This window comes from Streptomyces sp. NPDC005494, from assembly GCF_042872025.1.
Taxonomy (GTDB): domain Bacteria; phylum Actinomycetota; class Actinomycetes; order Streptomycetales; family Streptomycetaceae; genus Streptomyces.
The window spans coordinates 353,126-377,578 of the sequence record NZ_JBIAJR010000007.1; the positions used below are offsets into that span (position 1 = coordinate 353,126).

Here is a 24,453-nt window from a genome sequence, read left to right on the forward strand (position 1 = left end):
ATGGTGGTGACCAGGCATCAGGACGGAACAGTCGTCCCCCTCCCCGCCCGGCCGCGAGCCGGGGGACCAGAGAGCGAGTCACCGAATTGCCCCCTGCCCCCCAGCCCGCACACGGCGGCGGCACCGCGCTGGAACTGCTCGTCCACGGCGTCGGCGGAGCAACCCCGCAGGAGATGCTGGGCGACCCGCGTACGAGCAGGATCACCGGTGACGCCACCGCCGCGATCTACCGGCGTACCGAGGACGTCGGCGCCGAGCAGCACCCGCAGCGCGACCGGGAAGGCCCCGTCGCCGAGGCCTACTGCTGGTCCAACCTCACCTCCGGCAACGGCTCCCGCGCCCTGTGGCTGCTCCTGCTCCCCTTCATGGTGGTCAACCTCGCCCACTGGATGCGGCCCACCACACGGGGGCGTCCCGGCACGGTCCGGCTGTACGGGGTGGTCGTCAGGCTGGTCGCGCTCAGCCTCACCGTGCTGCTGACCGCCGCGGTCTGTGAGGTCGCCCTCGACCTCGTGGCCTGGCAGTGCGCGGGCACCCCCGGCTGCGCGGAGCAGCGGTCCTGGCTCGGCTTCCTGTCCACGCGGCAGGACGGGTGGTTCTCCCAGCCGGGCCGCAGACTGTCCGTCGCCGCGCTCGTGCCCGCCGCCCTGGTGGGGCTGCTCTGGTACCTCTCCAACCGCACCTGGAGCGCCTACGAAGCTCAGCGCCCCCTGACCTGGGACGAGTCCGAGGACCCGCGAACCGACGACGAGGAGGAGGGCGCGCCGGCCCGTCCCGGCGCCCCGCTGGTCCGCCCGGCCCTCGGCAGGCCCGGCTTCTGGTACGGCCGCAGGCTGGTGGCCCGGCTGCGCGCCGCGCACACCGCGGCGGGATTCCTCACGGTCGCCGCCACGGTCGGCGGGGCCGCGGCGCGGCACGACAGGACCGCCGCCAGCCCCGTACCCGCCGTGATCGGCGTCCTCCTCGAGGCGGCCCTCGTCCTGTGCGGGCTCGTCGTCGTCGCGGTGGTCTGCCAACGGGGGCGCAGCGAGCGGCGCGTCGACACGTTCCTCGACCGCACGGTCACCACCTTCCTTCCCGGGGCCGCGATGGCCCTGCTGGCCGGTGCCGTGGCGTACGCGGGCTGGGCCCGTCCGGGATGGGAGTCCTCGGGCGCCCTCCCCGGTGAGACGGCCTTCCGTGTCCTCACGCTCGGCCAGGGGCTGCTCGTCGTCGTACTGGCCGTCGTGGCGCTGAGCCTGTACCGGAGCACCCCCGAACTCCGCACCACCCTGCACGGGCTCGGCGGTCCAGCCGTCGCCATGCTGGCCTGTGCCCTCGGCGGCGTGATGTCCGGCGGAATCGCCCAGCGGGTCGCCGACTGGCTCGACGGGCCGGGCACACCGGGCATGGGAGCAGGGTCCGCCATACCGGGTCCGCCCGTGCTCCTCAGCTGGCAAGCCGCCGTCATCCCCGTCCTGTTGCTGCTCCTGATCGTGCCCCTCGTCTGGCTGGGGGCGCGCACCGTGCGCCGTGCACGGCGCCTCGGTCCCGTCGTCGAGGCGGAGTACGAGGTGAAGCACCCGGAGCCCGGGCGCACCGGCCAGATCGCGCGCATCAGGGCCGCCGCCGCCCTCACCGACTCGGCCCCCGGCATCCTCGGGCTGCTCTCAGCCGCCACGCTGCTGCTGGGAGCCGCGGCAGTGACCGGTTCCTGGCTCACCGGCGAGGTCCCCGGGCTCGCGATGGACGACGCGGCCCCGTTCGTGGAAGCGTCCGCCGAGGCGGCCCAGGCGACCGGTTCCTGGCTGATAGGCGTCGGCGTCCTCGTGCTCGTCACCTGCGGCCGCCGCGCCTACCGCGACGCCTCCACACGGCGCACCATCGGCATCCTCTGGGACGTGGGCACGTTCTGGCCCCGCGCCGCCCACCCCTTCGCCCCGCCCTGCTACGCCGAACGTGCCGTTCCGGACCTCTCGTCGCGGATGTGTGCCTGGACGGGGCGCACCCGGGGCCGGCTCGTCATCTCGGGCCACTCCCAGGGCAGCGTGCTCGCCGCCGCCGCCGTCTGGCAGCTGCCGGACACCGCCCGCCGGCAGGTCGCGCTGCTCACCTACGGCTCTCCCATCGAGCGGCTGTACGGACGGTGGTTCCCGGCGTACTTCGGACCCGCGGCGCTCGACGGTCTGCACCGGTCGGTGCACTGCTGGCGCAACCTGTGGCGTGCGACCGACCCGATCGGCGGGCCGGTGCGGATCGACGAAGGCGACCGCCCCGAAGTGGACCGCGGCCCGCTGAAGGACCCGCTGGTCTACGGCCGCACCCCCGAACTCCCGCTCCCCGAACCCGTCCTGGGGCATTCGGACTACCAGGCCGACCCGGTCTTCGCCGTGGAGCGTGCGGCACTCCTGGAACGGCTCGGGCCCGTCCTGCCGCAGCAGGCCGGGGCCCAGGGGGCCGGTACCGAGGCTCAGGGCAGTGCGGGGAGGTCCTCGGGGTAGAGCATGGTCAGATCCTCCGTGCTCGGCTCGGTGAGCTGGGCGACCCGGCCCGCGTGGCGTTCGACCATCGACTCGAAGGTCTGGCGGGCCGTCCGGCCGTTACCGAAGGCGGGGCCCTTGGGAAGCGCTGTGAAGTACTTGAGCAGCGCCTCCCCGGTCCCGTCGGCCAGGCTGTACTCGTGCTCCTCGCTCTGCTGCTCGACGATCCGCAGCAGCTCCTCGGGCACGTAGTCGCTGAAGGTGATGGTCCGGGAGAAGCGGGACGCCACACCGGGGTTGACGGTGAGGAAACGCTCCATCTCGTGGGTGTAGCCCGCCACGATCACCACCACCGCGTCCCGGTGGTCCTCCATCAGCTTCACCAGCGTGTCGATGGCCTCCCGGCCGAAGTCGCGGCCGGAGTCCTCGGGCGACAACGCGTACGCCTCGTCGACGAACAGCACCCCGCCGCGCGCCCGGTCGAAGGCCTCCTGCGTACGGATGGCCGTCGACCCGATGTGCTCGCCGACCAGGTCGACCCTGGACACCTCCACGAGGTGGCCGTGCTCCAGTACCCCGAGCGAGGCCAGGATCTCGCCGTACAGCCGCGCCACCGTCGTCTTGCCCGTGCCGGGCGAACCGGTGAAGACCAGGTGCCGGCGGACCGAAGCCGCTTTCAGGCCGGCCAGCTTGCGGCGGCGGCCGACCTCGATCATGTCGGTCAGGGCCCGCACCTCGCGCTTGACGCTGTCCAGGCCCACCAGGGCGTCGAGCTCACCGAGCACCGCGCCGGAGTCCCGCACCGGCTCGGCGGGGACCGCCGCGACGGCGGCGGGCTCGGCCGTCCGCTGCCCGGGCATGACCCCGAGGAGACCGGGAGTGCTCTGGGTCGCCGTCAGGACCGCGGGGGGCGGGGGAGTGGCCCCGCGCAGACCGCTCTCGTCGCTGGTGCAGTCCGTGGCAACCGGGCCGCCCGAGTGCCCGTCGCCGTGGGCGGAGCCGTCGGGGAACTCGTATCCGCCGCGCGCGCACCGTTCCGTACGGCAGCGCGTCAGCGTGGAGCGGCAGCCCTCCATCACGTGGAAGCCGTAGCCCTCGCTGCCCGTGACCCGGCAGCTGTCGAAGGTGCCCCGGCCCTCGGCCGAGACGTAGAAACCGGCCTCCGCGGGGGAGGTGACCGTGCACCGCTCGATGGTCGGGTCGGCGCCCTTGGTGACGATCACGCCGGTCTGCGCCGCGTCGATGGTGCAGTTGTTCAGCGTGCCGCCGCTGCCGTGGTCACGGAACCACGCCCCGGTGGACGCCTCGCGGATCCGGCAGTCGTCGAGCTGGGCGGTGGCCCCGTCGCTCACCGAGACCGCGGTGTTGCGGATCTGGGACAGATCGCTGTCCACGACGTCGGCACGTGAGCCCCGGTCGAGGACGAAGAGCGCGTCGGGCACGTCGTGGACACGGCACGAGTCGAGTATGACGGTGGCCCCGTCACTGACCCAGACCGCCGGGTAGTCGCCCGTGCTGTCGTGGATCTCGCACTGGTTGGCGTCGACCCGGGTGCCCGGGTCCCACACCGAGAGGCCGTTGCGCCCGAACCGGCGCACGGTGGAGCGGGTCAGGGTGAGCACCGAACGGGACCGCAGATCGACCGCGTTCTCCGGGATGTCGTGGATGTCGCAGTCGGCGAGCGTGAGGACCGCGTCGGTGTCCAGCGTGACCCCGTCGGCGGAGGTGCGGTGCACGGTGCAGTCGGTGAGGTGCGCGGTGCCGCGCGAGGTCACCTGCACGCCGCTGCCCTTGATCTCGTACACCTCGCAGCCCACCGCCTCCAGGCTGCTGCCCTCCCCGGTCACGCTCAGTCCCGCGCCGGAGGCGTGGTGCACGCGGCAGCGTTCGAGGCGCGGATGCGCGCCGTCGCGCACCGACACCCCGGACTGCCCGGCCGAGACGACCTCGCACTCCTCGAACACGCCACCGGCGCCGTCGAGTACGGCGATCCCGACGCCGGCCGGGTTGTCGACGGTGCAGCGGCGCACCGTCGGCCTGGCCGCGCCGCGTACCTCCATGCCGGCCGCCGACCGGGTCACGATGCGTACGTCCGTGAGCTCGGGTGCACCCTCCTCGACGAGCACCGCGGGGGCGGCCGAGTCCTGGCCCTCCACGTGGAGGTCCATGACGACGGCGGAGGCGCGGACGGTCAGGGGCACACCGTCGGCCGGCGCGATCCGGACGGATCCGGCGGACCCCTCGGGTCCGCGCAGTGTCACCGCCCGGTTGACGACCAGGTTCTCCCGGTAGGTGCCGGGGGCGACGGTGAGGATGTCGCCTTCCGCTGCGGCCTCCAGGGCGGCGGTGAGGGAAGCGTATTCGCCCGTACGGCGCCGCCATCGCGATGTGCCGGTGTGCGTCACCTGGACCGTGCCCTGTGCCATGGTGCTGCTGTGCCCCCACCTCGTGCCGTGCGCTGCCTCGTGCCTGTCCGCATGTGCCGGGACCGCCGGATACTCCGGCAGCCCTCTGCTCCGCCTGCCGAGGAGGTCGGGCGGGCCGGTCCACCGTAGCGCGCGCGACGGGCGCGAGTTGACGGGTCGGCTCCCGAAGAGCCCTGCTGGGGCGTGCGCGAGCGGCACGGGCGCCCCCCCAGGTCAGCTACCCGTACCCGTTCTGCCCCAGTCCGGGCCGACTTCCGCCCAGGCGCGGTCGAGCTTGGCGTAACGCCGGAGCGTCATGCGCCAGACGACGAGCCGGCGGGCGGCTTCCGTCAGGCCGCCCGCGAGCACCGCCACGCCGACGCCGGCCAGCACCGCGTGGGTGCGAGCCGTGGGGGCGTCCATGGGGCGCATCGCCGGGCGGCCCTCGCGGTCCGTCCAGATCCTGATCCGGGTGCCCGGGGTGGTGACTTCGGACGCCGTCGACACCGTGCCCGTGCGTGGCGTGCCGTCCGGGGCGCGCCAGTCGGCCACGACCGGCGTCCGGGTGGTGTCCTCCGTGACGGCGGCCTCCGGGTCCTGGGCGAACAGGGACCCGCCGGATGCCTCCCGGACCACCACGGCCGAGGTGAGACTGCGTTGGGCGTGCTGGGAGCGCACCGCCTGCTGGAGCGCCTCATCGGTGAGCGACCCGCACAGCCAGCCGAGCACCGGAGCCGCCAGGACCATCACCAGCAACGCCGTCAGCGCCACCCACGCCTCGTGGCGGTCGGTGGGCCGGCACAGCGCATTGTGCCGCCACCGCCGGATTCCCAGAACCGCTCGCACAGTCATGCACCCCCTTCCCTGTCCGTGATAACCCGGCAGGAGGGCGAATACGTCCCCGGACGACGAAGAGAGAGCAACCTCACGCCGTCAACACTCCGTGTGCCCCGGTGAGTTCCCGGTACGCCACGAGCCATGGCCGTCAGCCGAGGACCCGCACCGGATCCCCGACCCGGATCACTCCGGTGCCCTCCGGGATCAGGTTCTGGCCGAAGAGGAGTTCCTTGCCCACCCGGCGATGGCGGCCGAGCGTACGCAACGGCTCCTTGCCCCGCTCCGACGTGCGCTGGTCGGTGGTCGTGACGACGCACCTGCCGCACGGCTTCACCACACGGAACGCGACCTCCCCGATCGCGACCCGCTGCCAGTCGTCCTCGGCCCAGGCTGCCGTGCCGTCCACGACCACGTTCGGCCGGAACCTGTCCATCGGCAGCGGACCCTCGTCCGGATGCTCGCCCTGTGCGACCAGCGTGTTGAGAGCGTCCAGGGAGGCGTGCGTGGTGAGGAGCAGCGGGAAACCGTCGGCGAGTGAGACGGTCTCGCCCGGGCGGCCGAACGCCGGATCGACGGGCCTGCGGTGCGACGGCGCGTCGAGATGGACGAGCCGGACCTCCGCACCGAGACGCGCGCTGAACCAGGCGTGCGCGGCCGCGGGCGCCTCCACCACCTCGACCTTGCTCCGGTGGAGCTCCGCGACGAGCAGGCGCCCGGGACCACCGGGCACCTCCACACGCACCGGTTCACTTCCCAGCCCGGACAGAGCGATGCCACCACCGGGCAGCGGCTCCGCGGACAGCTGCGCCATGCGCGGCTGCTGACGCTGGGTGACGACCCTGCTCTCGCCGTCGATCAGCATCCAGCGGCGGTCGCCGTCGAGTCCCCATGGCTCGACGGCGGCCTCGTCGACCGTGCAGGCGGCCAGCGATTTGACGGGATGGATGCGCACGGCGCTGAGTGCTGCGGAATGCATGCCTCCATCCTGCCAGCAGTCCTGCCGGAGGATGGTCCCCCTGCTCAGTACCCCCGGCCCTGATAGGGACGGTTGTACGGGTCCTCGTACGGCGACTGCGCGGGAGCGGGCGCGGGCCGGGGCGCGGCGGGGCGCATCGCCTCGTAACCCGTGCCGGGCCTCTGCGGCTGCTGTTGCGGCTGCTGCTGGTAGCCGCGCGGCGCCGAGGGCTGCTGCGGGATGTACGGGGCGGGTGCGTGCTGCAGCTGTGCGGGCTGCATCATCGGCGCCGGCTGCATCCCGGAGTTCTGGTACTGCGGCTGCGCCGTCTGCTGCGGGTAGCCGTACGACCCGGTGTGCTGCGACGGGGCCGCGGGCAGGGCGGGCAGCGCCGACGGCAGGGCCGGCAGGTAGCTGTTCCCGGTGTCGTAGGCGGCGGGGACCCGGATCGGCGCGATCTGAGGGGTCCCCCGCTCGGCGACCAGGGAGTCGTAGATCGGGGTGTCGGGGAACGACGGCGTGGCGTAGTAGCCGCTGCCGTAGGTGGAGCGGGGGGAGGTCATGACACATAAGTTAAGCCCACGATGTGCTGGTTGGGGAGCCCCAATCTTGGGGTTATCCGTTTTACGCTGCTTTTGTCGGCCTCACCTGCCAAGACCGCGTCAAAGCCTCCGTTAACAGAGCGGGATTTCCGTCGACGGGATGGCTGACGAGAAGTGTCGGAGGCACTACAAAGGGCGACATCCGCACGCCGCTCGCCAGGACGAACGGCTTCCCGGACCGAGTGCCCGGAGGCGTTGTGCAATCGGGAGATCACCGAGTGGTGGCCACAGGGGCCCGCCGTCACCCCCGCCGGAGCGCCGGGCATTTGTCGTCAGGGATCACCTTACGGGGCGGGGCGCCCGCCCGATCTGATCACGAAGCCGAACTCCGCACCCGGAAAGAGGGATTGCCCGCGTTATGGATCAGGCGCTGAATGGGACCGGGAGTCCGAAGGGCGACCGGGTCCGCCGGAAGATCAGCAGGGACACCCTCCCGCGCGGGCAGTGGCGAGCAGTGGCGGAGCGGTCGCGTGGAGGTCCGCCGTCCGGAAGACGCGCACCAGCGACCGGGCGATGCCGTGGAGGCCCGTGATCAGTCTCGGCATGGCGAGTGTGACGACCAGCGCGAGCAGCGCCCCGGCGGGCTCCGCACGCGTCGACAGGGGGAGGGGCGCCCCCTGAGCGCGACGGGAGTGGTCCGGATCTGGCCGAGCCGGGGAGAGGGCGCAGATCCCGCTGCGGGGAAACGCCTCATTCCCGCTCAGGGCAGAACCTCTGGTTCACGGTTCGATCCAGCTGCCGGGGTCGGCGGCGGCCGACTCATAACCGTCGAGAATCGCCACACCGATGTAGGCGATGCCCGCCATCACGACGAGGAAGCCGCACAATGCGGCGAGTATCCGCAACGTGTCGTCGAGACCCGACTTTTCGTCTCCCGTCACGACCACGGCACTCTCCGGCCGCCCAGGCAGGTGAGCGACGGTCAGTTCATCACCTTCACGCGTGGCATCGGGGACCGACAGGTCCTCGAAGCGTATGAGGTCGCCCCCGGGCCCGGTGAATCCCATGACGAAACGCCGCTTGAACCTGCGTGGGCGATCCGGGGGTTCCAGGGAAGGGTGGGACGAACCGTAGTACGCGTGGATGCAGCGGGCCGTGGTGCGCTCATCGATGCGCACGACACGTCGGCGTCGGGCGCTGTCCACGAGGACGTAGACGATCAGGTAGCACCCGAAGGCGACCACAAGCCCCACGACCACCAGGAATACGGCGGTGAACACATCGAACACGGTCACGGAGGACCGATACCCGCCGCCGTCTCGCCGGAACCGCAACTGCTTTGCTACCGGCGGGTGTTGCAGTGCCGGTGGGAGGACCGAGCGGCGGCCCTCCCGAAGGCCGAGCGCCACGTCGTGATCCCGCCAGCTATCGGCGCTGGTGCCGACGATGCTCGATGTCATGAATCGACTTGAAGGAAACGTGGCCCTGATCACGGGTGGCAGCCGGGGCATCGGTGCCGCTGTGGCACTACGGCTGGCCGAAGAAGGCGCGGATGTCGTCCTGACGTACGAGAACAACGCGGAACTCGCCGCCCAGGTGGTGGAGCAGATCAAGGAGAGAGGACGCCGGGCCTCGGCCGTCCAGGCCGACAGTGCCGTCCCGGAAGCACTCACCGCCGCAGTGGACGAGGCCGCCGCGACGTTCGGCAGACTCGACATCCTGGTCAACAACGCCGGTGTCTTCCTCGTCGGCCCGCTCGAAGACATGGGGCCCGCGGAGATCGATCGCACCCTGGCAGTGAACGTCCGGGCGCCGTTCGCGGCGTCGCAGGCGGCTGTGCGTCACATGAGCCAGGGCGGCCGCATCATCAGCATCGGCAGCAACGTCGCCGAGCGTGCGGTCTTCCCCGGACTGGCGCTGTACTCGATGAGCAAGACGGCGCTGCTCGGGATGACGAAGGGCCTGGCCCGAGAGCTCGGTCCCCGTGGAGTCACCGTCAATCTGGTGCATCCCGGCCCCACCGACACGGACACCAACCCCGCTGACGGGCCGAACGCCGAGGTGATCGCAGGTTTCACGGCTGTGGGCCGCTACGCGGAGCCGGCCGAGATCGCGGCTACCGTCGCACACCTGGCCAGTGCCGATGGCTCGTACATCACCGGAGCCTCGATCCACGTCGACGGCGGCTTCACCGCCTGACACGCAGGCCCTCTCGCAACCACGTCGAGGGCCGGCCCGCGAGAGGGCCGGCCCTCGACGTGACCATCGGTGGGGCTCACCGCCCGGTTGTAAGAGCCTCTGGTGTCACGGCAGTTGCTCCGGCACCATGCGGGCGCATGGACTGGATGCCTCTGCTCTCCACGCTGACAGGTGCCGTCATCGGTATCGCCGCCACTCTGATTGCCGATCGCACCAGGTGGCGGCGCGAGGAAACACAACACGCCCTGGAAGTGCGGCGTGCCGTGTACACCGAGTACGCCACCGCCCTCAAGGACGCGGGGGAGGAGATACGGGCTGTCGCCCTGGGCGATCACATGTCCGAGTCGGCGCGTGATGCGGCGGTGCGTGAGGCTTTCCGTGGCACCGGGTTGCACAGGGCGAGCGAGCAACTCTGGCTCGTCGGCCCGCCCCTCGTCGTCGCGGCGGGGAACGAGGCGTTTCACAGCCTGCGTCGGATGCGTGACGCCTATGCCCGCGGGGTGGCAGTCGGCTCAGCCGAGGACACGGCCTTCGTCCAGCAGCGCCGTACTGCCATGGCTGAGATGCGCCACCGCATGCGTGAGGATCTGGGGATCGGGCCTCTCGGTATCGAATGACCACCGGTCGGTGGAGGATCCGTACGGCTATGGGACAGCGGTCCGGGCCACCACTGCCCACGACTTCCCTGCGCGGCAGGCCGATCCGGTTGTTCCGGGGCCTTCGGCAGCAGGGGGCGCATCAACCGCCCCGCCGTCGGCGGACCAGGGCAACCTGACCTCCGTACGTCCGTCATCCGGAGCGCAGGACGCGAAAGCGGTCGGGTCGCGCGGGATCCCGGTCGACCACCTGTACGGGGGCCCACGCCCATTGCCGGACGCCGATCCCCGGTGTGCGGGAGAACCGGATCTGCCCGCGGGTGCCCTCGACCGGGACGCGCGGCCAGGACGCTGCGGTGCGTACCCGGTCCGTGCCGTGCGTGCGCAGTATGCCGGCGAGCACGGCGACGGTGTCGTAGCCCTCGAACGCGACGAAGGAGGGCGCTGTGTTCAGCCGCTCGCGGAGTGCCGTCCCGACTCGTGCGCCCAGAGGACCGAGGCGCTCGGGCATGTAGCGCAGGAACGGGATCGCGGCACCGTCCTCGCCCAGCGCGTCCGCCCACTCGGGGAACTCCGGCTGCCCGGCCGGTGCGCCGATTAGGATCTCGGCGAGCCGCTGGTCGTGGCGGACGGACTTCACGAGTGGCACCGCCGGCTCCGGGGCGCCGACCAGAAGGAGGAGGGCCGTCGCACCGTTGTCGGCGAGTTCGTCGCACACGTCCGCAGGGGTGAGCGTGCGCATGTCCAGTTCGGTGACCGTGCCGCCGCGTGGGGCGAGGTGGTCCCGCAGGATGCGTGTCCCGGACGCCCAGTAGACACTCGGCTGGGTGGCAACGGCGACGCGGTTGTGGCCCGCGTCCAGGAGGAAGTCCGCGTAGATCCGCCAGCCGTGGGACTGCGCCGGCGCGAGTCGTGCGACCCGGTCCGTGGGCTGCTCGGTGAGCGCGTCGAGAACCGCTGAAGAGCAGAGGAAGGGCAGGCCGAGGGCGTCAGCCCTCGCGGCGGCGGCCCGGGCGACGACGCTGTGGTACTCGCCCGCCAGGGCGGCCACGCCCAGACCTGCCAGCTCGTCCACAGCCGCTGCCGCCCTCAGCGGATCGGCCGCCGTGTCCCGGACCAGCAGCTCCAGCGGTCTTCCGGTGATCCCGCCGGCGTCGTTCACCTCGTGCACGGCCAGCTCGAGTCCGGCGAGCAGGTGCCGGCCCGCCTCGACCCAGCCGGGCCGGGTCAGCGGGACGAGGGCCCCGATCCGGACGGATGTTCCTCCGGCTCGTCCCGCCTCCGGCGTCGATGGTGGTGTGTTCATGCGTCGGCGTCCCCCGTGTGTCGGCCCGGTCGGCGTACGCCCGGCTCGCGCAGTGGCAGGGCCGGGCGGTACGGATGCATCCCACCTCATCGCGTCCCCGCGGGTGTACCCGGGTGGCCGGGCGTGGCCCGGGGTCCCGTAACACTACGCACGCAGATGCCTCACAGGGAGTGATACGTGCTGCTGGGGGCCGTCCACCGGCGCGCCGGGCCGTCGCGCGCCAACGGTGCCAGGATGTTCCTATGGACGTGCGCAAAAGGAACCGGGTATCGGTGACCGGACGCGAGGGCGGACCGGTGGTGGTGCTCGCCCACGGCTTCGGGTGCGATCAGAACCTGTGGCGTCTCGTCGCGCCCGTACTGGAGGAGCGCTTCCGGGTGGTCCTCTTCGATCACGTGGGCGCGGGGCGTTCCGACGTGTCCGCGTGGAGCCCTGAGCGGTACGCCACCATGGACGGCTACGTGCAGGACGTGATCGAGATCTGCCGGGATCTCGATCTCGGCCCCGTGACCTTCGTGGGTCACTCGGTCAGCTCCATGATCGGTGTCCTCGCCGCAGCGCAGGAGCCCGGACTCTTCGACAAGCTGATCCTCCTCACCCCGTCACCGTCGTACATCGATGACGGTGACTACCGGGGTGGTTTCAGCGAGCAGGACATCGACGAACTGCTGGAATCGCTGGACAGCAACTACCTGGGCTGGTCCGCGACGATGGCACCGGTGATCATGGGTACCCCTGAGCGCCCCGACCTGGCCGAGGAGCTGACCAACAGCTTCTGCCGGACGGATCCGGAGATCGCCCGCGTGTTCGCGAGAGTGACCTTCCTGTCCGACAACCGCGCGGATCTCGCCAGGGTGACCGTTCCGACGCTCGTCGCCGAGAGTGCGCGCGACACGATCGCCCCGCGCGAGGTGGGCGCCTTCGTCCACGCCCAGATCGCCGGGAGTGAGCTGGTGACCCTCGACTCGACAGGCCACTGCCCCCAGCTGAGCGCTCCGGAGGAGACAGCCGCGGCGGTCATCGCCTTCGTGGAGAGGCCGTGACGGTGCGCCCGGGGGGCGACGGGAGCACAGGGCCGAGGACCGCGGACGGCGCGGGGTGGGACTTGCCGGAGCTCTCCGCCCTGCCGCAGGACAGTGCGGAGGACCTGTACGAGAACGCGCCGTGCGGCTACCTCTCCACTCTGCTGGACGGCCGGATCGTCAAGATCAACGGAACGCTGCTGCGATGGCTCGGCTACCGTCGCGAGGAACTGGTCGGCCGCAAGCAGTTCTCCGAACTGCTGACCATCGGCGGCAGGCTCTATCACGAGACGCACTTCGCGCCGCTGCTGCAGATGCAGGGTGAGGTCAGCGGTATCGCCCTCGAACTCAAGGCCGCGGACGGCGGCCGGCTGCCCGTGCTGGTCACCTCCGTCCTCAAGAGGGGGCCTGACGGTGAACCTCTGCTGATCCGCACCACCCTGCTGGACGCCCGGGACCGACGCACCTACGAGCGGGAACTCCTGCGAGCCCGGCAGGAGGCGGAGCACGAACGCGCACGCCTGCACCGTCTCGCCACCACCCTCCAGCGCACCCTGCTCCCTCCGGTCCTCGAATCCGTTCCGGGCCTGGACGTCGCCGCCCGCTACCACTTCGCGTCCTCCGACGAACTGGGCGGGGACTTCTACGATCTCTTCCCCCTGGCCGCCGGGCGCTGGGGGTTCTTCATGGGGGACGTGCGCGGCAAGGGAGCGGGCGCGGCCGTGGTGACCTCGCTGGCGCGGTACACCCTGAGGGCCGCAGCGATCTCCGATCCGGTACCGGCCACCGTCCTTGCCAACCTCAACACCGCGCTGAACCGTCAGTTCCAGGAGGACGAACCGCGCTTCTGCACCGTCATCTTCGGTCTGCTCACACCCGCGCGGGGCGGCGCGGGCTTCCATGTCGTCCTGGCGGGGGGCGGCCACCCCCCTGCCGTGCTGCTGCGCGCCGACGGCAGTGCCGACCAGGTGCCCACGCCCGGCGGTCAGCTGGTCGGGGTCGTGGAAGACGCCCAGTTCACCACCGCCACGGTGGATCTGAGGCCCGGTGACACCCTGTTGCTCTACACCGACGGCCTGACCGAGGCGCGCACCGCGAGCAACGGGGAACGCTACGGCGACGAAGCGCTCCTGGACTTCACGCGAGAGCTCGCGCCCGCGTCGGCGCCCCGTACCGTCGAGGCCCTCGACGCACTCCTGAACTCCTTCGGGGAAGGACTCGACGACGACACCGCGCTCCTGGCGATGGGTGTGCCCCCGCCGCTCGGCCGTCGTGCCGAAAAGGACAGTGGTCCGTGACGCCGAGCGCGGCACAATGACCGGATGATCGGCAAACGGATCACCCACCGAACGGCGGACGGCGTCCGCATACCTGGCACGTGGCGTCACGCTTTCATCTGTAACGGTGGCAACTTCTTCCTCACGGACCTCTTCATCTACGCGGACGGGCTCATCGACTGCTGGGGCCTGGTCACCCTCGACGAGTTCGAGCGCAAGCTCCGCTCCGGATGGGTGGCCACCGACCTCCCGGAAGGCGGCAGGGTGTCGGCCCACGACCTTGCCGCCTGGCAGTTCGGTGATCCGCACACCTGGCTCACCCCCGAGCTGCTGCTCGCCGAGGTGCGGGACACCGTCGAGCAGCTGAACGGCCGCCCCGACTCGACCGAGCGGTGCCTGGCGGCGGTCGACGTGTTCCTCGCCGACCGGACCGAGGAGAACCGGGCCACGGCCCGGGACGCGTATCTCGCCGTCCCCGAGACGCAGCGCCACTACGCCCTCGGCGACATGGACCACAAGGATCGGCCGCTTCAGTTGCTGGTCGCCGGGCCGGGCGGCACGCCCGACAGCCGGTACGGCGAGCCGGTCTCCCAGGAGGCGTACGAGAGTGCCGTCGCCTACTTCGAGGAACGTGCCCGGCTCATCGCCGGACGGCCGTCGCGGGTTCCCGTGGACGGCCCGGTCGAGCCGCACGCGCAGGCGATCCACGTGCCCCACTCCTACCCGCGCAGGAGAGCCGACGACCCAGGCAAGGCCGGTCTGCGCAACGACTACCCAGCTCCCGTCGACATCGACGGCATCACCTACCCGTCCGCCGCCCACGCCTACTGGGCCCTGTCGGTCGCCGACGCGACGGCGCGAGCCGCCGTCGCGGCAGCGGAGACGGCGTACGCGGCGAGCACACTGGCCGCGGACGCCGTCCGGCGCGAGGGCTGGGAACACGCCCGCACCGCCGTCATGACGACCCTCCTGCGCGCCAAGTACGCACAGCACCCGGACCTGGCGGAGATTCTCCTGGCGACCGAGGACGCCACCCTCCTCTACGACGACGCCGACTCCCGTTTCTGGGGTGACAACAGCGGCAGCGGCCGTAACTGGACGGGACGTCTCCTCGAACTCGTACGCTCCGAACTGCACGCGCAGCGGGCCGGGATCGGGTAGCGGGACGAGGCCGCGGCGGCCGGTCGGTGAGGTGGTGCCGATCGCCGGCCGCCCGAGCCGCCGCATCTGGGGGAGCGCAGACGTCCCCGGCGCGGGGCCATCGGCTCCTCCATCTGGTCGCAGCGACCGGCCGTGAGGTCGCGGGGCCGGGGGACCTGGGGTTGTCTGCCTCTCATGGCGCACGAACAGCACGGTGAGGACGGCTCCGCTCGCGAGGACCGGACGGGCGCGGGCCCGGACCCGGAGGTGGAGCGCAAGGCGCCCGGCTCGCCCACGAAGGTCGGCAAGGCGTCGTGGGGGGCGGTGCTGAGGCGCACGCTGAAGGAGTTCAAGCGCGACGAGCTCGCCGACCGGGCTGCGGCCCTGACCTACTACAGCATCCTCGCCCTGTTCCCCGCTCTGCTCGTTCTCGTCTCCCTGCTCGGCATCGCGGGCAAGGAGACGACCCGGACCGTGCTGGACAACATCCAGAAACTCGCCCCCGGCGCGGCGCGTGACGTCCTCGGCAACGCGGTGACCCAGCTGCAGTCCAGCAGTGGCACCGGGTGGGCGATGGCGATCGTGGGCCTGCTGGCCGCCCTGTGGTCCGCGTCCGGCTACGTGGCCGCCTTCATCCGGACCTCCAACGCCGTGTACGACCTGCCCGAGGGCCGGCCGGTGTGGAAGGTGCTGCCGGTCCGCGTCGGGCTCACCCTGGTGCTGATGGTGCTGGCCTGCGTCAGCGCGCTGATCGTCGTACTCTCCGGCTCGCTCGCCCGCCAGCTGGGCACCACGCTCGGCATCGGCGACACGGCCATGACCGTCTGGTCGATCGTGAAGTGGCCCGTGCTGGTCGTGCTCGTGTCGATGATCCTGGCGATCCTCTACTGGGCAGCCCCCAACGCCAAGGGGCGAGGCTTCAAGTTCGTCTCGCTGGGCAGCCTGCTGGCGCTGCTGATCTGGATGGTGGTGTCCGCAGGCTTCGCGTTCTACGTCGCCAACTTCGGCTCCTACAACAAGACCTACGGAGCCCTGGCCGGAGTGATCATCTTCCTGGTCTGGTTGTGGATCACCAACCTGGCGATCCTGCTCGGGCTCGAGTTCGACGCCGAGATGGACCGTGAGCGGGCCGTCATCGGCGGTCACCCGCGCCGGGAGGAGCCCTACGTCGCCCCTCGGGACACCCGCAAGTGGACCGACCAGGACCGCAGGAACATGGGCGACACCGGCCCCTCCGACCCGCGCTCGGAGTGAGGTGCCGTACGGGCCGTGACCCGCGTCGGGAGGGTGTCCGGCGGCCGGCCGGAGTGCGAGCGGCACCCGCCGCTCACTCGGTGACCTGTGCGGCGTCGAGGAGGACGTCGCAGGTGTGGCGGAACTCCTCCATGAGCCGTGTCGCCTCGGTGACGAGGATGCCGTAGGGGGCTGACGGATCGGCGAGGGACAAGGAGAGCCGCTCGGTCTCCTCGACCACCTCCGCGCGGTGCGTCTCCGCCTCACCGGTGAGGCGTTCCAGACGCTTCGCCTGCTGGCGCAGGGTCGTCTCGTCCAGCGTCGTCAGCACCGCGGCGACGGTGCTGACCGACTCCAGGAACGCCGCGTACCGCCGTAGGAAGGGTTTGCGTGCCTCGTCCTCCTCGCGGTACCGGTCGAGGCCCCGGGTGAGGGCGGCCACCTGGTAGAGCGTACGTTCCAGAGCGCCGAGAACGGCCTCGTAGTCCTGGAAGCCGGGGTGACCGCGGTAACGGCGTATCAGCCGCCGCGGGTTGAGCAGCGTGCTCTCCTTGGCCGTCTGGAACCCCGATCTGGCCTGCCCGATCATCTCCCCGGTGTGCGCCGCGCGGGCACGCCATCGTCCGGTGGTCTCCTCGTCGGGCACTCCCTCGGCGAGCACGGGGTATATCTCGGAGAGCAGGTCGTGGAGGGTGTGGGCGAGACTGTGGATGCTGTACTCGGCGCTGCGGTAGCGCAGGGGCGGGGCCACGAGGACGTTGACAGCCGTACCGATCGCACAGCCGATGAGGACGAGCAGCACGATCTCCCCCAGGCGGAAGAACCGTTCGGAGCCGCTCGACGCCGAGGTGTAGGTCGCGAACGCGAAAAACGCGGCCGTCGCGACCTGAGGCCCCTGGACGCCCAGGACGTGCCAGCGCCCGATCGTGAGGGCGACGAGGGCCACGAGGGCGAACGTCAGCAGGTCCGGGCCGGCGAGGAACCCGAGGGCCGCCTGCACCAGGACACCCGCGACCACCGCGCCCACGTACCGGAGCGACTGCAGGATCGATCGGTAGACGGTCACCTGCATGATCAGCACGGCGGAGAACGGCGCGAAGGCAGGGGAGCGGGAGTGGAGCACGTCGTACGCGATCGCCCAGGCGATCGTGGCGGCGAGGATGCTCTTCCCGATCACCAGGACGGTCGCTCGCTCGTCCCCCGCGTAGGAGAAGACGCGCCGCCACCACCGGGTCACGGCGGTGAGCCGTCCCGTCCCCTCCCGGTCGGTCGTTGTGCCACCGATCATGTACGCGACGTCCTTCCTCTGCCGGCACCTGTTCTGTTTGGCATGTTCCTGTCCCGCCGCCGCTCCGCTCTCAGCCGGGCAGTCGTACTTCCCGTGCGAGTCGCCCCAGGCGATCGCCGTGTCCGCCGCGCGCTTCGGTCATCCGGTGTCCTTCGCTCGCGCGGTCAAAGGTTCTGCTGCCCGCTGGGCGGCTCTCGCACCACTGCCCCCGATCGGTCGTCCGAAGCCGCGCAGCACGCGGCCGGCCGCCCGCACCCGCCCCTCCCCGGCGCTGACAGGGCGGGACGGGTGTGGACGGCAGCGCCGTGCCGGTGAGGGGGGCCCGCCCGGGGAGCGGTTCGGGCCCGGGAGGCAGGCGGTGTACGGGGCGGAGCGGCCCGTGGTCAGGAGTCCTGTCGCCCTGGCTGAAGTCCGCGAAGGCGGGCATCGAGCTCGCGGCTGTAGAAGTCGATGAATCCGTCGGGGTCGGGACCCGCGTTCTGCATGACGAGCCGGTCGAAGCCGGCGTCGAGGTAGGGCTGAACCGCCGCCTCGTAGCGGGCGGGGTCGGCCCCGCAGGCGAACTTCGCGGTGATGTCCTCGAGCCGGACCGTGGTGGTGGCCGCTTCGAAGTTCACCGGGTTGGGCAGCTCGCTCATCACCTTCCAGCCGGTGAGTGCCCAGCGGGACGTCTCCAGGGCCGCTCGCGCCGCGCTCTCCTCGTCCGGGGCCCAGGCCATGGGCACCTCGGCGTAGAGGGGGCCCGTCCCGCCGGCGTCACGGTAGTGGCGCACCAGCTCCGGCCGGTCCTCGGTGGCGAAGAGACCGTCCGCGAGCTCGGCCGCCAGCGCTGCCGCCCTGCGGCCGCCGGCGGCCACCGCGATCGGCGGCAGGGTGCCGGGCAGATCGAACACCCGGGCGTCGGCGAGTCGCAGGTGCTTGCCTTCGTAGGACTGGTACCCGCCGCGCCACAGGAGCCTGATGATCTCGATGGCCTCCCGGAGCATGTCCTGCCGGGTGTCGACCGTATCCGGGAAACCCTTGCCCACCACGTGCTCGTTGAGGCGTTCGCCCGAGCCCAGACCGAGCGTGAAGCGTCCGTCCGACAACAGTGCCAGGGTGGCGGCGGCCTGCGCGATGATCGCCGGGTGATAGCGCACCGTCGGGCAGGTCACACCGGTCGCCAGCCCGATCCGGTCGGTGCGGGCCGCGATGGCCCCGAGCACCGTCCAGGCGAAGGGGGAATGGCCCTGATTGTCCAGCCAGGGGTGGTAGTGGTCGCTGATCTCGACGAAGTCGAAACCAGCCTTCTCCGCCAGCACCGCCTGGCGCACCAGTTCGGCCGGCCCGAAGGCCTCGGCCGCCAGTTTGTACCCGATCTGCATGTTCCTCGACTCCTCGCGTGTTTCTCCGGCCCGCTCCCGTCATCAGGCCGGGCCGAGCCGCGGGCGGATACCGCCGGCTGCCCGCCGCACAACCATTTCTCCTGCCCGGGTGCCGCGATTTCGCAACCTGGCACACCTCCGTACGGGTCGGCTGCTGTTCATCCGTCAGGCACGGCGTGGTGCGCATCCCGTGAGTGTCCGGCGAAGATCGCAAGGCTTTTTCAGGGACAGGAAGTGTGAGCGGGTTCGGCGGGGGTACACGCCCAACGCCAACGGGGGACACAGGGCAGCAGACACGTGGAGGGGAAGTTTGAATGTCGACACTCGTACGTACTTCGGTCGTTGCCCCCGCGACTGAGGCAGAGCTGCCGCAGATCGACGATCCGCTGAAGATCGCTCCGAAGGACGCCCGGGCCCTCGGCAAGGTGTTCTTCGACCGGCTCCAGGTCCTCGAAGAGGGCACCCCCGAATACCAGTACGCGCGCAACACACTGATCGAGATGAATCTGTCGCTCGTCCAGTTCGCGGCGAAGCGTTACCGCAACCGCGGTGACGGACAGATGGAAGACATCATCCAGGTCGGCACCATCGGGCTGATCAAGGCGATCGACCGTTTCGAGCTCTCCCGCGAGGTCGAGTTCACCTCCTTCGCGATTCCTTACATCGTCGGTGAGATAAAGCGCTTCTTCCGTGACACCACCTGGTCGGTCCACGTACCGCGCCGGCTCCAGGAGCTGCGGGTCACCCTTGCCAAGGCCAAGGAAGAGCTGGCGACGAATCTGAACAGGGACCCCACGGTCGCCGAGATGGCCGCCCATCTCGACATCGACGAAGAGGACGTGATCGAGGGCCTCATCGCGGCCAACGGATATACCGCCGGTTCCCTGGACCTGCCCGTGAACAGCAGCGAGCAGACCGCTTCGGGGAAGGAGGACCGCACCTTCGCCGAACTCGCGGGCGACCTCGATCCCAACATGGAGCTGGTCGAGAACCTCCACGCTCTGGCCCCGCTGATGGAGACCCTGGACGAACGCGAACGCGTCATCGTCCAGATGCGCTTCGGCCAGGAGCTGACCCAGGCCCAGATCGGCGAACACCTCGGCCTCTCCCAGATGCATGTGTCACGCCTCCTCGCTCGCATTCTGACCAAGCTCCGCGCCGGAATGCTGGCCGAGGAGTAGTCCGCGGAACACTCCTGACGAGCCTCGGCGGCCTGCGGGACCATCCCCGTCCGGACGACCCGGGGCGGTGAAGCCGAAGAGGCCCACGGCGGGCCCCGGCCGCGGATCGTGTACGTCATGTCCGGCCGATGCACGCATCGGCCGGACATGACCGGTTACGGGCACCTCCGTCCAGCCGCAGCCGCGAGGACACGCACCGCTCCGCCGGCACGCGAGCCCGACAGCGGGGACGGGCCGCGACAACGCCTCACGCGGCCCTCGCGGCGCACGTATGCTCTGGGCGCGCGTGCGACCGGGGCGTGCCGGGCCCCGCGCCCGAGGAATCGGCTTGATGGAGCGTCCCGTCGTGACGGATGCACACGAGAAAGAGGTCCTGGCCCGGATAGCGGAGGGACTCGTGTACAGCGAGTCGGAGGCGGCCTTCCTGGCCCCTCGGCGCCGTACGGATCAGATCTTCGAATACAACCGGACACCGCCCGGCCAGGCCGCGAGGCGCCGGGAGCTGCTCCTCGAGATCCTCGGCTCGGTGGGGGAGCGCACGGTCCTGTTGCCGCCGTTCCACGCCGGATTCGGCAGCAACGTACACATCGGTGACGACTTCTTCGGGAACGTGAACCTGACGTTCGTCGACGACGTGGAGATCCGCATAGGGGCCGGGGTCATGATCGCGCCCAGCGTGACGCTGACCACCACGGGACACCCCGTTCATCCCTCGCGCCGCACCGACTTCGGGCGTTTCTCCGAACCTGTCGTGATCGAGGACAAGGTGTGGATCGGCAGCAACGCGGTGGTCCTTCCCGGCGTGCGGATCGGGTACGGGTCGGTCATCGGCGCCGGCAGCGTCGTCAGCCGCAGCATTCCCCCGATGACCGTCGCCATGGGAACGCCCTGCCGGGCGGTCCGCGCCATCACGGACGAGGACCTCACCACCCGCACCGCCGCGCAGCGGTAGGCCCGTGGAGGGAGCGGGTCCGCACCGGGCTGCCGGGGGATCGCCGGTAACCGCTCGGTCGCGACTGTGGGCTCCCCGGTGGGCCGGGGATTAGGTTGTCGGGAAACGCTCCGGGCTGCCGGACTCGTGATGGGGGCGAGCATGACCATGCAAAAGGGAACCAATGTCGCGGTGCCGGCTCCGGCCGTGCGGGTCGAACTGGGCTGGCGCGCTGCTCCGGGGACGCCCGACGTGGATGCCTCGGCGCTCCTTCTCGTGTCGGGAAAGGTGCGCGGCGACTCGGACTTCGTCTTCTACAACCAGCCGGTCCACGGCTCCGGTGCGGTCCGTCACGAAGGCAAGCGCACCTCCGGCGGAGTCGTCACGGACAGCCTCACCGTCGACTTCGCGCGGATGGAGCCGGTGATCGACCGTGTCGTCGTCGCGGCCTCGGCGGACGGCGGCACGTTCGGACGGGTGACCGGCCTCTACGTGAGGGTCGTGGACGGGGCGAACGGCACGGAGATCGCGCGCTTCGAGAGCGCGGACGCGACGGTCGAGACCGCGTTCATCCTCGGTGAGCTCTACCTCCGCCAGGGGGCGTGGAAGTTCAGGGCGGTGGGACAGGGCTACGACACCGGGCTCGCGGGCCTCGCCACGGACTTCGGAATCTCCGTCGACGAACCGCAGCAGGCACAGCCGCCGGCGCAGCCGCCCCTGCGCGCCCCCCACCAGCCGCCGACGCCTGCCGCCACGCCTCGGACCGCCCCCGTGCCCCCGCCCGCACCACCCGTCGTGCAAGCCGTGAGGCTGACGAAGGTGACGCTGACGAAGGACGCCCCCTCGGTCTCGCTCTCGAAGCAGGGGGGCACATCCGGAGCGCTGCGCGTCAATCTCAACTGGGAGGTGCGCAAGCAGTTCAAGGGCTGGGGGGCGAAGCTCGGCCGGGCCGTCGCCGTGCACGGCGACCTCGACCTCGATCTCTGCGCGCTGTACGAACTCACGGACGGCAGCAAGGGAGTCGTGCAGGCACTCGGGAACGCCTTCGGGTCGCTGAGGCAGCCGCCGTACATCCACCTCGACGGCGACGACCGCACCGGGGCGGTCTCCACCGGCGAGAACCTCACGATCAACCTGGACCACAAGGACCGGCTCCGCCGCGTCCTGATCTTCGTGACCATCTACGAGGGCGCCCGGAGCTTCGCCGATCTGCACGCCACCGTGACCCTGCAGCCGCAGAACGGTGCGGCGATCGACTTCTCCCTCGACGAGTGCACCGTGCCCTCCACCGTCTGCGCGCTGGCGCTGATCACGGGCGACGGGCGGGACCTCACGGTGCAGCGCGAGGCCCGCTATCTCGTGCCGCAGCGCGGGGTGAGCCCCCAGCGGACCATCGACGCCGCCTACGGCTGGGGCATGAACTGGACCCCTGGACGCAAGTGACCTCCCCCTGCGCCCCGGCCCGGGAGCGGACGCTGTTGGCTGATTCGGGGCTCGGCGTGACGTCGGCCTTCAAGACCTGGTTGTGCTCTTGAAGGCCGACGTTGTCGTATGGGGTGGGTGCCGATGTCGATGCAGCCGACGGAGCCGGGAGACGTTCCCGCTGAGACCTGCGGGTGGCGCTGGCTGCCTTGCCGAAGGGGAGTCTGGCAATCCGGATTCGGGACGAGCTGGGGATGCTGTTCCGCGATGAGGAGTTCGCAGACCTGTTCCCCGCGCGCGGTAAGCCTGCGCGGTCGCCGGGCCGGCTCGCCATGGTGTTGGTTCTGCAGTTCGTGGAAGGCCTGACTGACCGGCAGGCCGCGGAGGCAGTGCGGGCGAGAAATCGACTTCAAAATACGCGCTCGGACTGGATCTGACCGATCCGGGGCCTCCAGCACCAACTCACGGGCGCCGCCATCAACCTCGCCCGCATCGACGCCTGGCTCTCCGGTACCAGCCATGCCCGCACGCGCGTCTCACACTTTGCGGCTCTCCAGCAGAGCCAGGGCTGACCAGCGCTCACGGATTGATGGCTCCAGAACCCCTTACAGCTTTGCCGATGTCGGATGGCCAATTGGGCCTGTATCGGGCAACGAAGTCGGCGAAGTCCTCGCACAGGTACTGCGGGTCAGAGGGCTTCAGCCGTATCTGCTGGTGACCGCTGTGCACCCACCAGACCTCGAAATCGGTCACTGTTCCCTCGACAGGCCAGTCCTCGTTTCGCCGACGAGGCAAAAGCACGACGTCGACGAACCCTTCGACACTGAGGCCAATGTCCACGAAGACACCGATCGCCCCCGGCCTGGGCACCCGGACAACAGTGCCCGTCAAGACCTGCCCGAAGCGCAGCTCACCTTGAACTCGCTCCCACTCTGCTTCCGTCACCACTTACGCATCCTCGCACCTCAGCACTGGCCTGGACAGGAGAGTCCGGTGCGAGCTTCAACTCACACGGGCCTCAACATCTGAATTCGCCAACAGCGTCCCGTGAGCGGCCGGGGCTCAGGGCTCGGGTGCGGCCTCGGGGCGGGCGTACGTACGCCCCTTCCAGGCCGCACCGAGGCCCCGGTAGTGCTGCACGGCGGAGTCCACCGTCATCAGGAGGTAGAGGACCGCGGTGAACGGCAGCAGCGGCGCCAGCCACAGCGACTGCCGGTAGTACCCGAGCATCGGCATGTAAGTGCCCGCCATCACCGCCCAGGCCGCCCCGCCGGACCAGGCCGCCACGGGGTCGCCCGTCAGCAGTCCGGTGACGAGGGCGGCGGGCGGCGCGACATAGACGAGGCCGAGCCCGAGGACCGTCCCGGCCAGCAGCATCGGGCTGTGCCGCAGCTGGGCGTACGCGCTCCGGGCGACCATGCGCCACAGGTCCGCCAGCCGTGGATACGGCCGCACACTGTCCACCCGCTCCGCGAGGCCCAGCCAGATCCGGCCGCCCGAGCGGCGTACCGCACGCGCCAGCGAGACGTCGTCGATCACCGCCTGCCGGATGGACTCCGGGATCCGCGCCCGCTCGGCCGCGGCGGCCCGCAGAAGGACGCAGCCACCCGCAGCCGCTGCCGTACGTGACCGCTTCCGGTTCACCCGGCGGAAGGGGTAGAGCTGCCCGAAGAAGTAGACGAAGGCCGGGACGATCAGCCGCTCCCAGGTGCTCGCCACCCGGAGCCTGGCCATCTGGGAGACCAGATCGAACCCTGACGCGCCGTCGCTCCCCGCAGCGGTGACGAGTTCGCGCAGGCTGTCCGGCTCATGCGCGATGTCGGCGTCGGTCAGCAGCAGGAACTCGGGCTCTCCCCGTTGGGCCAGCGCCATTCCGTGGCGCAGTGCCCAGAGCTTGCCGGTCCAGCCGGCATCGGGCTCACCGGGGGACACCACCGTCAGCGGGAGTCCGCCGCACCGCACGGACAGCGCCCGGGCGAGGTCCCCCGTGCCGTCGCCGCTGCAGTCGTCGACGAGGAAGATCTCCGCGACTCCGGGATAGTCCTGGGCCAGCAGGGACGGCAGGGTCTTCGGCAGGACCTCGGCCTCGTCCCGGGCGGGCACGACCACGGCGACGGAGGGCCAGCGCGCCGGTTCGGCCTCGGCGCGCACGGGCAGCCGCTGGTCGGTCCGCCAGAAGAAGCCCTGGCCCAGCAGCAACCAGACCCACACGACCAGCGAACCCACGGCGATCCAGGCAACGGCGCTCATCCGTCGAAGTGTGCCCCACTCCGGCGGCGCCGCAAGGGCGGTCGAC

21 protein-coding genes and 1 pseudogene are annotated in these 24,453 nt (G+C 70.8%); 11 read left to right on the forward strand and 11 right to left on the reverse strand.

The window, feature by feature from the left end:
• Nucleotides 1-173: 173 nt before the first annotated feature.
• Nucleotides 174-2,480: a hypothetical protein gene (locus ACFYQ6_RS22190; RefSeq protein ID WP_388764551.1), complete on the forward strand. Its 2,307-nt coding sequence runs from the start codon at nt 174-176 to the stop codon at nt 2,478-2,480.
• Here the strand turns inward: ACFYQ6_RS22190 and ACFYQ6_RS22195 are convergent.
• The 6 genes from ACFYQ6_RS22195 to ACFYQ6_RS22220 all read right to left on the reverse strand — a co-directional run bounded on the left by ACFYQ6_RS22195 (nt 2,450) and on the right by ACFYQ6_RS22220 (nt 8,658).
• A complete protein-coding gene (locus ACFYQ6_RS22195) occupies nt 2,450-4,885 on the reverse strand; it encodes a right-handed parallel beta-helix repeat-containing protein (RefSeq protein ID WP_388764458.1) in 2,436 nt (811 codons plus the stop codon). The two genes, ACFYQ6_RS22190 and ACFYQ6_RS22195, sit on opposite strands and share 31 nt — an antisense overlap.
• Nucleotides 4,886-5,098: 213 nt before the next feature.
• The gene (locus tag ACFYQ6_RS22200) at nt 5,099-5,716 is read right to left on the reverse strand and encodes a hypothetical protein (protein WP_388764460.1); all 618 of its coding nucleotides are present in this window, start codon (nt 5,714-5,716) and stop codon (nt 5,099-5,101) included.
• A 133-nt stretch (nt 5,717-5,849) separates the two neighbouring features.
• A complete protein-coding gene (locus ACFYQ6_RS22205; RefSeq protein WP_361582715.1) occupies nt 5,850-6,677 on the reverse strand; it encodes an MOSC domain-containing protein in 828 nt (275 codons plus the stop codon).
• 44 nt (nt 6,678-6,721) lie between these two features.
• On the reverse strand, nt 6,722-7,219 hold the full coding sequence (locus ACFYQ6_RS22210; RefSeq protein WP_361582713.1) for a DUF6643 family protein: 498 nt from the start codon (nt 7,217-7,219) through the stop codon (nt 6,722-6,724).
• Between the two features lie 455 nt (nt 7,220-7,674).
• Complete coding sequence (locus ACFYQ6_RS22215) at nt 7,675-7,803, reverse strand: hypothetical protein (RefSeq protein ID WP_361582712.1); 129 nt, start codon at nt 7,801-7,803, stop codon at nt 7,675-7,677.
• Nucleotides 7,804-7,977: 174 nt separating this feature from the next.
• A complete protein-coding gene (locus ACFYQ6_RS22220) occupies nt 7,978-8,658 on the reverse strand; it encodes a DUF3592 domain-containing protein (protein WP_388764463.1) in 681 nt (226 codons plus the stop codon).
• On the opposite strand from ACFYQ6_RS22220, the gene ACFYQ6_RS22225 reads away from it, so the two are divergent.
• Together ACFYQ6_RS22225 and ACFYQ6_RS22230 are read left to right on the forward strand one after the other, a co-directional pair.
• Nucleotides 8,657-9,397, forward strand: coding sequence for a 3-oxoacyl-ACP reductase family protein (locus ACFYQ6_RS22225; RefSeq protein ID WP_361582706.1), 741 nt, complete (start codon nt 8,657-8,659; stop codon nt 9,395-9,397). The genes ACFYQ6_RS22220 and ACFYQ6_RS22225 overlap by 2 nt on opposite strands.
• Before the next feature lie 137 nt (nt 9,398-9,534).
• Nucleotides 9,535-10,014, forward strand: coding sequence for a hypothetical protein (locus ACFYQ6_RS22230; RefSeq protein WP_361582703.1), 480 nt, complete (start codon nt 9,535-9,537; stop codon nt 10,012-10,014).
• Nucleotides 10,015-10,186: 172 nt separating this feature from the next.
• On the opposite strand, the gene ACFYQ6_RS22235 is transcribed toward ACFYQ6_RS22230, so the two are convergent.
• The gene (locus ACFYQ6_RS22235; protein WP_388764465.1) at nt 10,187-11,299 is read right to left on the reverse strand and encodes an ABC transporter substrate-binding protein; all 1,113 of its coding nucleotides are present in this window, start codon (nt 11,297-11,299) and stop codon (nt 10,187-10,189) included.
• 242 nt (nt 11,300-11,541) lie between these two features.
• Here ACFYQ6_RS22235 and ACFYQ6_RS22240 point away from each other — a divergent pair, with 242 nt between their 5' ends.
• From ACFYQ6_RS22240 to ACFYQ6_RS22255, 4 genes are all read left to right on the forward strand, one after another.
• Nucleotides 11,542-12,342: an alpha/beta hydrolase gene (locus ACFYQ6_RS22240; protein WP_361582698.1), complete on the forward strand. Its 801-nt coding sequence runs from the start codon at nt 11,542-11,544 to the stop codon at nt 12,340-12,342.
• A complete protein-coding gene (locus ACFYQ6_RS22245) occupies nt 12,339-13,619 on the forward strand; it encodes a PP2C family protein-serine/threonine phosphatase (protein WP_388764467.1) in 1,281 nt (426 codons plus the stop codon). Before ACFYQ6_RS22240 ends, ACFYQ6_RS22245 begins: the two co-directional genes overlap by 4 nt.
• A 24-nt stretch (nt 13,620-13,643) precedes the next feature.
• Nucleotides 13,644-14,759, forward strand: a complete 1,116-nt coding sequence (locus ACFYQ6_RS22250; protein WP_388764469.1) for an NADAR family protein — start codon at nt 13,644-13,646, stop codon at nt 14,757-14,759.
• A 174-nt stretch (nt 14,760-14,933) separates the two neighbouring features.
• Nucleotides 14,934-15,992, forward strand: a complete 1,059-nt coding sequence (locus ACFYQ6_RS22255) for a YihY/virulence factor BrkB family protein (RefSeq protein ID WP_361582692.1) — start codon at nt 14,934-14,936, stop codon at nt 15,990-15,992.
• 73 nt (nt 15,993-16,065) lie between these two features.
• Here ACFYQ6_RS22255 and ACFYQ6_RS22260 read toward each other — a convergent pair whose 3' ends face one another.
• Both ACFYQ6_RS22260 and ACFYQ6_RS22265 read right to left on the reverse strand, forming a co-directional pair.
• On the reverse strand, nt 16,066-17,259 hold the full coding sequence (locus ACFYQ6_RS22260) for an aromatic acid exporter family protein (protein ID WP_388764471.1): 1,194 nt from the start codon (nt 17,257-17,259) through the stop codon (nt 16,066-16,068).
• Between the two features lie 383 nt (nt 17,260-17,642).
• The gene (locus ACFYQ6_RS22265; RefSeq protein WP_361582686.1) at nt 17,643-18,623 is read right to left on the reverse strand and encodes a TIGR03557 family F420-dependent LLM class oxidoreductase; all 981 of its coding nucleotides are present in this window, start codon (nt 18,621-18,623) and stop codon (nt 17,643-17,645) included.
• Between the two features lie 314 nt (nt 18,624-18,937).
• On the opposite strand from ACFYQ6_RS22265, the gene ACFYQ6_RS22270 reads away from it, so the two are divergent.
• From ACFYQ6_RS22270 to ACFYQ6_RS22285, 4 genes and pseudogenes are all read left to right on the forward strand, one after another.
• Nucleotides 18,938-19,804, forward strand: coding sequence for a SigB/SigF/SigG family RNA polymerase sigma factor (locus ACFYQ6_RS22270; RefSeq protein WP_361582683.1), 867 nt, complete (start codon nt 18,938-18,940; stop codon nt 19,802-19,804).
• Between the two features lie 346 nt (nt 19,805-20,150).
• On the forward strand, nt 20,151-20,756 hold the full coding sequence (locus ACFYQ6_RS22275; protein ID WP_361582680.1) for a sugar O-acetyltransferase: 606 nt from the start codon (nt 20,151-20,153) through the stop codon (nt 20,754-20,756).
• Between the two features lie 129 nt (nt 20,757-20,885).
• Nucleotides 20,886-22,178: a TerD family protein gene (locus tag ACFYQ6_RS22280; RefSeq protein WP_388764474.1), complete on the forward strand. Its 1,293-nt coding sequence runs from the start codon at nt 20,886-20,888 to the stop codon at nt 22,176-22,178.
• A 123-nt stretch (nt 22,179-22,301) separates the two neighbouring features.
• A pseudogene (locus ACFYQ6_RS22285) lies at nt 22,302-22,605 on the forward strand (transposase); the annotation flags it as partial.
• A 131-nt stretch (nt 22,606-22,736) separates the two neighbouring features.
• Here the strand turns inward: ACFYQ6_RS22285 and ACFYQ6_RS22290 are convergent.
• Both ACFYQ6_RS22290 and ACFYQ6_RS22295 read right to left on the reverse strand, forming a co-directional pair.
• Nucleotides 22,737-23,105: a S1 RNA-binding domain-containing protein gene (locus ACFYQ6_RS22290; protein WP_388764476.1), complete on the reverse strand. Its 369-nt coding sequence runs from the start codon at nt 23,103-23,105 to the stop codon at nt 22,737-22,739.
• Between the two features lie 114 nt (nt 23,106-23,219).
• Nucleotides 23,220-24,407 carry a glycosyltransferase gene (locus ACFYQ6_RS22295; protein ID WP_361582671.1) on the reverse strand — a complete coding sequence of 396 codons (1,188 nt, stop codon included), beginning with the start codon at nt 24,405-24,407 and terminating at the stop codon, nt 23,220-23,222.
• Between the last annotated feature and the right edge of the window lie 46 nt (nt 24,408-24,453).

Bases quoted from the DNA above. Each gene is read 5' to 3' on its own strand.
- ACFYQ6_RS22190 (WP_388764551.1), top strand. From the start codon at position 174: ATGCTGGGCGACCCGCGTACGAGCAGGATCACCGGTGACGCCACCGCC.
- ACFYQ6_RS22205 (WP_361582715.1), bottom strand. From the start codon at position 6,677: ATGCATTCCGCAGCACTCAGCGCCGTGCGCATCCATCCCGTCAAATCG.
- ACFYQ6_RS22225 (WP_361582706.1), top strand. From the start codon at position 8,657: ATGAATCGACTTGAAGGAAACGTGGCCCTGATCACGGGTGGCAGCCGG.
- ACFYQ6_RS22220 (WP_388764463.1), bottom strand. From the start codon at position 8,658: ATGACATCGAGCATCGTCGGCACCAGCGCCGATAGCTGGCGGGATCAC.
- ACFYQ6_RS22195 (WP_388764458.1), bottom strand. From the start codon at position 4,885: ATGGCACAGGGCACGGTCCAGGTGACGCACACCGGCACATCGCGATGG.
- ACFYQ6_RS22215 (WP_361582712.1), bottom strand. From the start codon at position 7,803: ATGCCGAGACTGATCACGGGCCTCCACGGCATCGCCCGGTCGCTGGTG.
- ACFYQ6_RS22250 (WP_388764469.1), top strand. From the start codon at position 13,644: ATGATCGGCAAACGGATCACCCACCGAACGGCGGACGGCGTCCGCATA.
- ACFYQ6_RS22260 (WP_388764471.1), bottom strand. From the start codon at position 17,259: ATGATCGGTGGCACAACGACCGACCGGGAGGGGACGGGACGGCTCACC.
- ACFYQ6_RS22235 (WP_388764465.1), bottom strand. From the start codon at position 11,299: ATGAACACACCACCATCGACGCCGGAGGCGGGACGAGCCGGAGGAACA.
- ACFYQ6_RS22230 (WP_361582703.1), top strand. From the start codon at position 9,535: ATGGACTGGATGCCTCTGCTCTCCACGCTGACAGGTGCCGTCATCGGT.
- ACFYQ6_RS22240 (WP_361582698.1), top strand. From the start codon at position 11,542: ATGGACGTGCGCAAAAGGAACCGGGTATCGGTGACCGGACGCGAGGGC.
- ACFYQ6_RS22200 (WP_388764460.1), bottom strand. From the start codon at position 5,716: ATGACTGTGCGAGCGGTTCTGGGAATCCGGCGGTGGCGGCACAATGCG.
- ACFYQ6_RS22265 (WP_361582686.1), bottom strand. From the start codon at position 18,623: ATGCAGATCGGGTACAAACTGGCGGCCGAGGCCTTCGGGCCGGCCGAA.
- ACFYQ6_RS22280 (WP_388764474.1), top strand. From the start codon at position 20,886: ATGGGGGCGAGCATGACCATGCAAAAGGGAACCAATGTCGCGGTGCCG.
- ACFYQ6_RS22295 (WP_361582671.1), bottom strand. From the start codon at position 24,407: ATGAGCGCCGTTGCCTGGATCGCCGTGGGTTCGCTGGTCGTGTGGGTC.
- ACFYQ6_RS22210 (WP_361582713.1), bottom strand. From the start codon at position 7,219: ATGACCTCCCCCCGCTCCACCTACGGCAGCGGCTACTACGCCACGCCG.
- ACFYQ6_RS22270 (WP_361582683.1), top strand. From the start codon at position 18,938: ATGTCGACACTCGTACGTACTTCGGTCGTTGCCCCCGCGACTGAGGCA.
- ACFYQ6_RS22255 (WP_361582692.1), top strand. From the start codon at position 14,934: ATGGCGCACGAACAGCACGGTGAGGACGGCTCCGCTCGCGAGGACCGG.